This window comes from Kitasatospora sp. NPDC040550 (genome assembly GCF_055594965.1).
This window is the reverse complement of record NZ_JBVIWC010000038.1, coordinates 54,965-65,338: the sequence shown is the minus strand read 5'-3', so window position 1 is coordinate 65,338 and position 10,374 is coordinate 54,965. Positions and strand designations below refer to the sequence as shown.

9 protein-coding genes and 1 pseudogene are annotated in these 10,374 nt (G+C 72.2%); 3 read left to right on the top strand and 7 right to left on the bottom strand.

What is annotated here, in order from left to right:
- Positions 1-391 precede the first annotated feature (391 nt).
- The gene (locus tag ACZ58X_RS36650) at positions 392-1,390 is read right to left on the bottom strand and encodes a PI-PLC domain-containing protein (protein ID WP_470337896.1); all 999 of its coding nucleotides are present in this window, start codon (positions 1,388-1,390) and stop codon (positions 392-394) included.
- 212 nt (positions 1,391-1,602) lie between these two features.
- On the opposite strand from ACZ58X_RS36650, the gene ACZ58X_RS36645 reads away from it, so the two are divergent.
- A complete protein-coding gene (locus ACZ58X_RS36645) occupies positions 1,603-2,217 on the top strand; it encodes a TetR/AcrR family transcriptional regulator (RefSeq protein ID WP_470337895.1) in 615 nt (204 codons plus the stop codon).
- A 53-nt stretch (positions 2,218-2,270) separates the two neighbouring features.
- Here the strand turns inward: ACZ58X_RS36645 and ACZ58X_RS36640 are convergent, their stop codons facing one another.
- The 3 genes from ACZ58X_RS36640 to ACZ58X_RS36630 all read right to left on the bottom strand — a co-directional run bounded on the left by ACZ58X_RS36640 (position 2,271) and on the right by ACZ58X_RS36630 (position 4,162).
- Positions 2,271-2,501, bottom strand: a complete 231-nt coding sequence (locus ACZ58X_RS36640; protein ID WP_470337894.1) for a ferredoxin — start codon at positions 2,499-2,501, stop codon at positions 2,271-2,273.
- Complete coding sequence (locus ACZ58X_RS36635) at positions 2,498-3,706, bottom strand: cytochrome P450 (RefSeq protein WP_470337893.1); 1,209 nt, start codon at positions 3,704-3,706, stop codon at positions 2,498-2,500. The genes ACZ58X_RS36640 and ACZ58X_RS36635 overlap by 4 nt, the downstream gene beginning before the upstream one ends.
- Positions 3,707-3,865: 159 nt before the next feature.
- On the bottom strand, positions 3,866-4,162 hold the full coding sequence (locus ACZ58X_RS36630) for a hypothetical protein (protein WP_470337892.1): 297 nt from the start codon (positions 4,160-4,162) through the stop codon (positions 3,866-3,868).
- Positions 4,163-4,271: 109 nt separating this feature from the next.
- Between ACZ58X_RS36630 and ACZ58X_RS36625 the strand changes: the two genes are divergently transcribed.
- Positions 4,272-7,766 carry an NACHT domain-containing protein gene (locus ACZ58X_RS36625; RefSeq protein ID WP_470337891.1) on the top strand — a complete coding sequence of 1,165 codons (3,495 nt, stop codon included), beginning with the start codon at positions 4,272-4,274 and terminating at the stop codon, positions 7,764-7,766.
- 115 nt (positions 7,767-7,881) lie between these two features.
- Positions 7,882-8,463, top strand: coding sequence for a hypothetical protein (locus ACZ58X_RS36620; RefSeq protein ID WP_470337890.1), 582 nt, complete (start codon positions 7,882-7,884; stop codon positions 8,461-8,463).
- A 122-nt stretch (positions 8,464-8,585) separates the two neighbouring features.
- On the opposite strand, the pseudogene ACZ58X_RS36615 reads toward ACZ58X_RS36620, so the two are convergent.
- The 3 genes and pseudogenes from ACZ58X_RS36615 to ACZ58X_RS36605 all read right to left on the bottom strand — a co-directional run.
- Positions 8,586-8,945: pseudogene (locus ACZ58X_RS36615) on the bottom strand (DUF2690 domain-containing protein); the annotation flags it as partial.
- On the bottom strand, positions 8,837-9,601 hold the full coding sequence (locus ACZ58X_RS36610) for a hypothetical protein (protein ID WP_470337889.1): 765 nt from the start codon (positions 9,599-9,601) through the stop codon (positions 8,837-8,839). The pseudogene ACZ58X_RS36615 and the gene ACZ58X_RS36610, both read right to left, overlap by 109 nt.
- Positions 9,602-9,941: 340 nt before the next feature.
- Positions 9,942-10,367 (bottom strand): hypothetical protein, encoded by a 426-nt coding sequence (locus tag ACZ58X_RS36605; protein ID WP_470337888.1) that lies wholly within the window; start codon positions 10,365-10,367, stop codon positions 9,942-9,944.
- Positions 10,368-10,374: the final 7 nt, after the last annotated feature.

The window sequence follows — 10,374 nt, the reverse complement described above, 5'->3', positions numbered from 1 at the left end:
CAAGGAACGGACGCTTCCTTCGGACCGCCTTCCAGCGGGCCCTCCGGGCGCTTCGTTCTTTCGTGTTTCCAGCTTATCAGATGTTTTCCGCTCCGATTCCGGGGCTTCGTCATCCAACTCGCCGTTGTCTTCCGGGATTTGATGTCCCGTCCGACGTTTCAAACTCTAACCGAGCCCCGCTCCGAAAAGCGAATCCGGCCGCAATCCCGATAACCAGGCATGCCGAAGCCGGCCTGTGCTGTTTCTCGTGGATTGGCCGCCCCGGAACCGTCCGCGCGATCGCGTGTCCGGTGCTCCCCATTGGGCGACTGGGAGACAGTACCCCTACTCCTCACCCGAAACAAATGCCCAGCCCCGGGCCGCGCGGGAGCGGTCCGGGGCTGACGGTCCCCTACTTGAAGAGGCGGTCACCGCTGTTGGCCATCCGGTGGGTGCCGCTGTGGCGGTTGACCCAGTCGCGGACGAGGTTGATCGCGTTGGCGCACTGCCAGCTGTCGTCGTACTCCCGCACGCCGGTGAAGGCGCCGTAGCCCGCGATGATGCCGTCGACCTGGGCGTCGCCGAGCAGCTTGTCGACGTACCAGGGGTCGTTGTAGGTGGCCGTCCAGGACAGTGTGGCGGCGAGTCGGCCGGCTGCCCGGTCGGCCGCTCCCTTCTTGAGCTCCGCGCAGGTGTTCCAGGTGGCCTCGGTGCAGTTGCCGAACCCGTTCTTGATGTCGGTGTCGCCGTAGTCCATCGCCCGGTGGCCGGCCGGGATGCCGGCGCCGGAGCTGTTGAAGGCGCCGACGACCTTGTCACGGGCCCCGGTGGTGGTCATGCCCTCCAGGCGGCCGAGCTTGCCCTCCAGGCTCTTCCAGCCGCGGCCGCCGACATCGGGGGTGTTGCCGCCGTGGTACTCGAAGAAGCCGTAGAGGACCTGGATGCCGGCGGCGGTCAGCCGCTGCGCCTTGTCGTGGAGGCCCGCGACGCTGCAGGTGCGGTTGGGCTCCTCCCCGCAGTAGTTGGGGTCCTTGATGTCCAGCCAGACCAGTGACAGCCGGCGACCCGCGTTGGCGTTGGCGAGGATGCGGTCGATCATGCTGTCGAAGCTGGGGCCGAGCCGGTTCTCCCCGGCCGAGGAACAGTCGTGGTACGCGCGCCACTCGTTGGGGTTCCACCAGGCGCAGACGTCGATCTCGATGCCGTTGGCGCCGTGCTTGAGCGCCGCGTCCACGCCGTCCAGGGTGTCGACCCGGTGGGCGATGGCGTAGATCGGGTGGCGCTGGTCGGCCGCGGTGGCCGGGGAGGTTCCGAGCGCGGTGCCGCCGATGATCCCGCACAGCGTCGCGGCCAGCGCGGGAACCATCCGCACGCGGGCGCCGGTCCTGAGGTGAGTGGTCAAGAAAGGCACTCCTTCTCGTCGGTGTCCTGATGTGAACATGACGGATCTCTCCAACTGTACGTCGTCGAACGGTAAATGGGGGCTGAACCGGCGCGCCGGCGATCCCGACGCAGCTCCGAACAGGGCGCCGACAGCCGACAGCTGCCGCCTCCTGCCTCGCTTGACTCGTCCACGTCGCGGAGGGCCTCGGGTAGCGGCCGCTGCGGCGATAGGGTGCCGGGATGGTCCCCGACGCTCCCCGGCTGCTGCGCGCCGACGCCGCCCGCAACGCGGAGAAGATCATCCGGGCTGCCCGGGAGGTCTTCGCCGAGCAGGGCCCCGATGCCCATCTCCACGACGTGGCGCGGCGGGCCGGCCTCGGGGCCGCCACGCTCTTCCGCCGCTTCCCCGACAAGGCCGCGCTCCTGCGCGCCGTGCTGGACCAGCGCTTCGACGAGCACGTCCGGCCCGTCATCCGGGCCGCCGCCCACGAACCCGATCCTGCGGGCGGGCTGGCCCGGGTGCTGGCGGCGGCCCTGGAGTCGGTGGCCGGGGACTACAACGTGCTGGCCGCGGCCCGTGCCGCCGGGGTGCTGACCCCGGCGACCGGTGAGGAGTTCTTCGCCGCCCTCGACGTCCTCCTGGCACGCGGTCAGGCGGAGGGGGTGATCCGGGCCGACCTGGTGCCCGACGACCTGCACCGCGTCGTCGTCATGCTGGTCTCGGTGCTGTGGACGGTCGACCCCGGTGAGGACGGCTGGCGCCGGTACCTGGCCCTCGTCCTCGACGGCCTCTCCCCCACCGGGGCCCGCCCACTGCCCTGCCCCGCCCCCGCGCTGCGCGCCCGCACGCCCTGAGGTCGGGCGCCAGGCGCCCGACATCTGACGTCTGACTTCTGACGTCTGACGCGCTATCCCGCCGGTTGCAGCCGGAGCACCGAGACCGGGCACCTGGCGGCCGCCTCGCGGGCCTGCGCCGCCGCCGGTCCGACGGGCTCGGCGGCGAGCACGACGACCTGCCCGGAGTCGTCCTGGTCGAACACGGACGGCGCGGTCACCGCGCACTGCCCCGAGGAGACGCACCGCGAGGTGTCCGCCACCACCCGCGCGGCGGGCCGCTCGCGCCACGGGTCCTCGTTCACCACAGCACCGGGACCTCGCCGATGCCGCCCGCCAGCCGTTCGGAGTGGTCGCGCAGGCTGCGCGGGTCCACCGCCAGCCGCAGGCCGGGAAAGCGTCGGAACAGCGCGGTCAGCGCGATCTGCATCTCGGTGCGGGCCAGCGCGTTGCCGATGCAGTAGTGGCCGCCGTGCCCGAAGGCGAGGTGGGCGTTGGGGGAACGCGACGGGTCGAAGGTGTCCGGCTCCTCGAACGCCCGCCCGTCCCGGTTCGCGGCGTTGATCGCCACCAGCACCGCCTCGCCCCGCGCGATCGCCGTCCCCGCGACGGTGATCTCCTCGCGGGCGTAGCGGGTCAGGCCCAGGGCGCCGGGCGCGGCCATCCGCAGGACCTCCTCCACGGTGGCGCGGGCCGATCCCTCGGGGTCGGCGGCGAAGCGGTCGCGCCGGGCGGTGTCGCTCAGCAGGAACAGGACTCCGAGGTCGATCCGGGTCGACGTCGTCTCATGGCCCGCGAACAGCAGTCCCACCGCCAGGCGGGTCATCTCCTCCTCGGTGAAGGACGGGTCCTGCGCCTGGACGGCCAGGATGTCGCTGATCACGTCCTGGCCCGGCCGCTTGCGCTTGTCCTCGGCGACGGAGGCGACGTACGCCTCGAACTCGGCCATGGCCGCGGCCCCGTCGACCTCGCCGTACAGTGCGGCGATCCGCTCCGACCAGCCGCGCAGCAGCTCCCGGTCCGCGACCGGCACGCCGAGCAGCTCGCAGATCACCATCACGGGCAGCGGGAAGGACAGGTGGTCGTGCAGGTTGACGGCGCGTCGCGGATCCCGTGCACGCTCCTGCTCCATCGCGTCCAGGCAGGACGCGGCGAGTTCCCCGATCCGCTCGCCCAGCCGGCGCATCCGCGGCGCGCTGAACGCGGGTGCCAGCATCCGCCGCATCCGGGCGTGCTCGCGGTCCTCCTCCTCGGGTGTGGGGGCGGTGCGGGTGTGCAGCGCCGAGGCCGAGATCCGCGGGGAGTCCGCGGTGTCGGGGCGCAGCCGGGAGAACCGGGTGTCGCTCAGGATCTCCCGGGCTTCCTCGTAACGGGTCACCAGCCAGGCCGGATCGCCCGCGGGTGTCGTCACCCGCGTGATCGGCCCTTCCTCCCGCAGGCGCGCCAACAGCGGCGCCAGGTCCAGGGCGTTGGGACGTTCGAAGGGTAACTGCGGTGCGGGGGCGGTCATGGTCTCTCCTCACCGGCCGAAGGGCCACCAGAGCAGCGAACACTCGACGGAGCGGCTCTCTCCTGCTCACCCGGGCCGGGGCGGACGAACGACACCCGGACCCAACAAGTGAGAGCCAACTCTCTCTTGCGGCGAGCGTAACACCACCGGCACGCACAGTCAGCCTCCCGAACGACGGTTCAGCCGGTCCGACGTCGCCCGATCCGGCGTCGAACTGTGCCCGTCGTGCGTCCGCGGCGGCTCCCGGAGCCAGGCGCACGCCGCCATCACCTCGGCCCGGTGCCGTGACTCCGTACCCGCGACGGCCGTCTCGACCTGCCGGGTGCGCTCCGCCTCCCGCCGCACGGCCTCCCGGTAGCGCAGCCAGCGGCGCGCCACCGCTGCGATCACCACCGGGACCGCCACGGCCGCCGCCCGGGCACCGTCCGGACCGGTCACCACCGCGTCGAACACCATCACGCCGCACCCCCGTCACTCGTCGAACCGATGCGACGAACCCTCCACCTGCGGCGGGATTTCCCTCTAGCGTGAGGAAACTCTGCGGAAACCCATGGAAAGCGGGCTCATGGCGAACGGACGGCCGAGGAAGACCGAGCAGCGGGAGCGGCCGGAACTGGCCGAGCTCGCCGAGTGGTTCCGCTCGGCGCTGCGAGCCACCGGGCACGTCAGCGTCAACGGCTTCCTCACGGCCCCCCGCGCGCCCGGCACCCCGGTGGCTCCCGACAAGAACACCGTCTACGAGATTCTCGGCGCCCGCCGCCTCTGCCGACGGCAGGCCGCCGAGCAACTCGCCATGGCGCTCGGGCACCCCCCGGAGGCCGTCACCGCCCTGTGGAAGCGCGCCGATCGGCAGTCGAGGTGGGCGGAACGCGCCCGACGCCAGGCGACGCGCGCGGCAGACGCCAGGGCGGTGGACTGGTCCGACATCCCCGTGCCCGACCCGTGGCTCGAGGACCTGCTGCGCAGCCAGGCCTCCGCCGCCGAGCAGTTCCCCTACGACCTGCTCGGTGTCGTCAAGCCGCCGCTGTCCGACATCTACGTCGAACAGGACGTCCAGCCCCTGTCACGGAGCCCCGAACAGTCCGGGCAGGCCGGGCAGGAGGCGATCCGGCGGCCCTGCCCACCGGCATCGACCCTCGCCGAGGCCCTGTCGACGCACGACCACCTCTTCATCACGGGTGGTCCGGGCACCGGCAAGACCACCCTGGGCCGGCACCTCGTCCGGCAGGTGGCCAGGTACTGGCTGTGCGAGGACGAGGACGACGGGGCACAGCCCTGGTACCCGAGCGCCGTGGTCGCCGTCCGCATCGCCTCGGCGGACCTCCATCTGCCCCAGGCCTGGTACCGGCAGTTGAGCGAGGCGGTGAACCGCAGCGGTACCCAGACCGAACCCGTGCACCACGACCGGTTCGCGAGCCGGCCGCACGGGGTCCGGTGGCTCGTCGTCGTCGACGGCCTGGACGAGGTGTCCTCGCCGGTCATCCGGGCCAACGCCCTGAGGAAGCTCGCCGAGCAGATGCCGCCCGGCGGGCACTTCCGGTTCGTCATCACCTCCCGCCCCCTCCCGCAGGGCGAGCTCGAACCGTTCGAGGACCTGCCGGGCATCGGCTTCTACACCCTCAAGGGGTTCGACACCGACCGGCAACTCGCTTTCGCCGAACGCTGGTTCCGGGCCCAGGGCACGGACGACGCCGCCACGCACGCCCGGCGGTTCCTGGACGAGGTCGACGAGGCCGGTCTGCAGGAGGTGCTCCGGGTGCCGCTGCTGGCGACCATCGCGGCCTCCTTCCGCAGCCGCAACCCGCACGCTCCACTGCCCCGCGGCCGAGTCGACCTGTACGAGGCTTTCCTGGATCAGCTCAGGACCGCCAGGGAGGGGAACCGGGAGGTCACGAAGCGATTCGTCGAACGCTGGGAGCAGCGGGATCTGGGACCCCTGGCCGCGTGGCTGCTGGAACACCGCGACCGGTTGGTGACCCACCTGGCCTGGGCCCGGCTCAAGGGGCTGCCGGAGACCTCCCTCGTCGGCGAGGCCCGGCGGTGGCTGGCGGCCCGGCTCCCGTCCGGCCTGCACTGGCCCGAGGGCGCCGACGGTGAGCTCGGGCAGTTCCTGGCGCAGAGCGGGGTGCTCTCCTTCGACGGCGCCGAGTTGTCCTTCCTCCACCAGTCGTTCGCCGAGTTCCTCGCCGCCCGGGACGAGGCCGCCGGGATCCCCTCCGACTTCCCGGACCTCGGCCCCTGGTCCGCCGCCGCCACCACCAGCGCCGGCGCGCGCAACCGGATGCTGTTCACCTCCGCCCTCTGGGCGCGGCGGCCCGGCAACGACGTCGGCCTGATCGTCCGCCACCTGCTGGCCGGCGACCTGCAGCACCGGATCATGGCACTGCGCCTGGTCACGGCAGGAGTGCCCTTGGGTGAAGCACTCGAACTGTCGGTGATCGACCGCCTCACGGACTTCGCCAGTGACGACAAGTCGCAGTTCGCCACGTCCGACGCCGAGGTCCTCACCGAGTTGTCCCAGCTGCGCGGGAACCGCCGGCTCGCCGCCCGTCTGCGCACCGTCGCGGAGGCGGCAGGCCTCCCGCCGTCCCTGCGTACCGGGGCGGCCGTCGCGCTCGCGAGTGTCGCTTCCCTGCGGGACGGCATCACCGTCCTGGAAGGCATGGCTTCGACGGGGACGCCGGACACCGTGCTGCTGTGCTGTCGGCACCTCGTCTCACTCGACCCGTCGGGCGTGCCGTTCCGGACCGAGGCCCTGAGGCGTCTGCTCACCGATCCCCGTGCCTCCGTCTTCCACCTGCTGGCCGCCGGGGACCTGCTCCTCGCGGAGGGCAGCACCGAGGGCCTCGCGGACCTCGCCCGGTCCGTGCTGACCAGCCCCGAGCGCAATGACCAACGTCTGGAGATGGCCGGAGAACTGTGGTTCGCCGTCGACGGGGAGGACGCTGCCGAGGAGGTCGCCCGGATCATCGGAGCCAGGAACGACTCCCAGGTCTGGTCCGCCAGGGGCCTGATCCTCACCCTGCTCCGGTTCGGACGCACCGACGAGGCCGCCCCGCTCACCCGACGCCTCCTCGACGAGTCGATCAGCGGCGACGACATCAGCGACGTCGTGACGGCGTGGGTCGACACGGAGGGCGCTGCCGGAGCCGACCGCATCGTCGCGTTCATGCGCGGAATCTCGAGGTGGAACGGGGACGAACGCCCGAGCGTCGCCCATGACCTGTTGCGTGAGGGATTCGCCGAGCAGGCACTCGAACTGGTCCGGATGAGCCTCGGTGCCTCGACCCGGAGGAGGTACAGCCTCCAGCTCGAACTCATGGTCCTCGTCAGGGCCGTCGGCCCGGACGCGGCGGACGAGGTACGGCACTGGCTGGAGAAGCTCGACGGGAAGCCCGAGGACCACTCGATCGCCCTGGGGCTGCTGCGCGAAGCCGGTGCGACGCCCGCCGCCGTCCTGCCGCTCGCCCTCCACGTGCTCCAGCAGCCCGGTAGCGGCACCAAGGCGTTCGCGAACGCCGCCGGCGTCGTACTGCGCCACGATGCCGCGTCGGGATGTGCGGCGGTCCTGAAGGCCCTGGAGAATCGCCCGTACGGTGGGGCGGCACTGCGCGCCGAGCTCCTGCCCGTCCTGGTCGAACACGGCCGGGAAACGGCCGTCATGGAACTGGGACGCCGACTGCTCGACGACCCCGGTCTGACCGGCCCGGAACTCCGGGCCGTCGTCCGGTCATGGGCGGCCGTGGCGGGCACCGCGAGCGTACGGGAGGTCCTCGGCCGACTGTCGGCCTCCCTCCGCACGATCGACCAAGTCGCCGAGCTCGCCTCCCTCCTGGCCGGTGAAGGGCTCGCCGAGGAGGCCGTCCCCCTGTGGTGCCGAATCTGCACGACACCGGGCGTCGCCGACGGGACCCGGTGGCGGGCCCTGCAGTCGCTGATCGCCGCGGGAGCCCACGACGCGGCCGACCGGGCACTGCGTCAGGCACTGACCGCGCCCACCCCTTCGGCGGAGGCCCTCGTCCTGCGCCGGCTCCACGCCTGGCTGACGGCCACGGAATGAGCGGACTGAGGGGATTGAAGGAACCGCCGGAGCCTCCGTCCCGGACCCGGGCGTCGCGGCATCCCGTTGTCGGAGGGGGGTGACACCATCACGGCCACACGACGAGGGGCCGCCGATGAGTTTCCTGGGCATGTGGTGCCTGATCCCCGTGCGGCCCGACGCCGTCGCACGGTACGCGCCGGAACTCACTCCGGTCATCGAGGCGGAGGCCGCGCTCCCCGCGTCCACGGACCTCCTCCGGTGGTGGCAGGCCAGTGGCAGCACCCCGGAGGCGATGGACCGGTTCATCGATCTCACCGCCCCGTCCGCACTGGACGAGCGGATCTGCACCGTCTACGAGGCCTGGGAACAGGGCTACGACAAGTCCCTGCCGCACGTCGTGGCCTCCGCCCGCAAGGCCTACCCGGCCTCCGCCATGGCCTTCGCCCTCGGCCCGCAGCGGTTCGCGGAACTGCCCGGCTGGTTCGGCGACATTCTCCTCACCCCGGAACAGGTCGTACAAACCCTTCCCGCCGTCGAACGCGCCTACGACTGGACCCCCCAGAGCCGGCACCAGGCCGAGCTGCTGCTCGCCGCCGCCCTCCACGACGAGGGCGGCCGGGACGACATCACCACACTGCTCGACGGTGTACCCCCGGTGTGGCGCGCGGCGGCGGACGCCGGCCACGGCCTGCTCGGAGCGCAGTTCATCCCCTGACACCTCGGTGTGTCGGTATGGGTGGACCGGTGCCAGTACAGGGGCGTGTACCCCGGGTGGCTGCCGATCTGGCCGGAGGAGTCGGTGGCGTTGCCGACGGCGTGGGAGAGGTAGCCGGCGTCGTTGACCCTGGGGGGGTAGCAGTAGTACTGGCCGGAGCCCGAGTCCCAGGAGGCCTTGCCGCAGCCCGAGCGCTGGTTGTCCTTCCGGCGGACCACGTTCGCCCAGACGTTGTTGCCACGGGCGTGGACGCGGGCCCAGGCCGCGCGGCACGAGGGGCTGTAACGCAGTTCGACAGTGTTCTGTCCGGAGCCCGTCCCCGCCGCCGGGACGCGCGGGCAACGGTCTTCGGCTGGGCCGGCCGGGGCCGAGGTCAGGGCTGGTCCAGGTCCGGGTAGTAGCCGCGTTGGTAGGTGGAGAGGTCGTAGGTGCTCAGCTCGCCGTCTCCCCCGCAGATGGCGCAGGCCCTCGTCGTGCGGCATTCGCCGCAACGGCGCTTGCCGTCGGGGCGGCGGGGGAGCCACCCGCGGCCGTGGCAGGTGGGGCAGCGGCCGAGGCCGTCGCACTCGTAGCAGAGGACGTAGCCGGGCGTGAGGGTCTCCGGCGTACGCACCGGCTCCGGCTCAGGTTCCGGCTCCGGTTCCGGCTGGGGCGCCGGGAGTTGCTCCGGGGTTCGCACCGGAACCGGTGCCGGTGCCGACACCGGTTCAGGCTCCGGTTGCGGGGCGTGCAGGGCCAGGTCCGCCGTCTGTCCGCGGAAGACCACCGCGGGGGTGTCGTCGCTCGTCAGGACGCGGATGGTGCTGCCGTCCCGGCGGGCGACGATCACCGTCCAGACCCGCCCGTCGTCGTCCAGCCGTGACGTCGTGACGTCCCAGCCGGCCGCGTGGAGGAGGGAGAGCGCCCGGTCGGACGTCTCGGTGGCGGTGACGGTCGCCGGACGATTGCCCTGGTACGCCATCGAGTGGTGGTGCCGCAGCGGATCGGGCCGGTCCGTGATCTCCGGCTGCGGCTCGCCGAGGGCGAGTCGGCGGAGGTGGACACGAACGGTCAGGTCCTTGACCAGGGTGACCAGTTGCCCGCGCAGGGACCGACCCAGTCGGTCCAGTTCGTCACGTGCCGTCGAAGTCTCGTCCATGTCGCCCCCTTGGTCCCGGAACGTACCACGGGGCCGGATCCCGTGACCGTGGCGGCCTCGCGTCGGCCGGCCGGGCGGTTCTCGTGCCACCTCGATGACGACCTTGCCCGCAGCGTGACCGTTCTCGACGGTGGCGAGGGCGGCCTCGGCGTCGGAGAGCGGACGGACGGCGCTTGGCCAGCACCCGAGGGAACGGACGCCCACCGTCGGGCCCGGGACCGGGCCCGAGCGCAGCAGGTGGTCGCGGGGGTGCACCCCCGCGGCCTCGGCCCGGATCAGCACCTCACCACGGCCGGGACGGGATCGGGACGATCGAAGAACCCGAGAGTCTGCGACGCCCTCAGGAGCGCCCTCCGGCCGGACCGCCGGGCCGGGCGTACGCGGTGTGCAGAGCTCCCACCTGGCCGCTCCAGAACGCGTCCTTCTCCGCCCTGGAGGCGCCGAGCGACAGGAGCCCGAGCTCCTGCGCCAGGCCGTAGAACCCGGGGCCGGCGTCGTTCATGCCCTCGTAACGAACCAGTGCGGACAGCATCGGTTCCTTCCCGGTCCGGCCGGCCGTGGTGACGAGCCACAGCAGGTGCCCGACCGCCGCCCGGTGGTCCGCCCGCGAGAAGTCGAACCCGGGCTGCCCCGTCCGCTCCACCAGGGCCGCACTCAGCTTGGTGTACGTCGTCAGGCCACCGGCCCTGGCGACCTCGGCCAGGTAGTCGCGAGCGGCCTCCGCCAACTCGTCCCACTCGAGCTCGGTCCGGCCGTAGCTCTGCATCGGAGCA

What these genes read in the sequence shown, in the direction of transcription:
- ACZ58X_RS36635 (WP_470337893.1), bottom strand. Translation starts at nt 3,706, where the DNA reads ATGACCGCCCCCGCACCGCAGTTACCCTTCGAACGTCCCAACGCCCTG.
- ACZ58X_RS36605 (WP_470337888.1), bottom strand. Translation starts at nt 10,367, where the DNA reads ATGCAGAGCTACGGCCGGACCGAGCTCGAGTGGGACGAGTTGGCGGAG.
- ACZ58X_RS36620 (WP_470337890.1), top strand. Translation starts at nt 7,882, where the DNA reads ATGAGTTTCCTGGGCATGTGGTGCCTGATCCCCGTGCGGCCCGACGCC.
- ACZ58X_RS36645 (WP_470337895.1), top strand. Translation starts at nt 1,603, where the DNA reads ATGGTCCCCGACGCTCCCCGGCTGCTGCGCGCCGACGCCGCCCGCAAC.
- ACZ58X_RS36625 (WP_470337891.1), top strand. Translation starts at nt 4,272, where the DNA reads ATGGCGAACGGACGGCCGAGGAAGACCGAGCAGCGGGAGCGGCCGGAA.
- ACZ58X_RS36610 (WP_470337889.1), bottom strand. Translation starts at nt 9,601, where the DNA reads ATGGACGAGACTTCGACGGCACGTGACGAACTGGACCGACTGGGTCGG.
- ACZ58X_RS36630 (WP_470337892.1), bottom strand. Translation starts at nt 4,162, where the DNA reads ATGGTGTTCGACGCGGTGGTGACCGGTCCGGACGGTGCCCGGGCGGCG.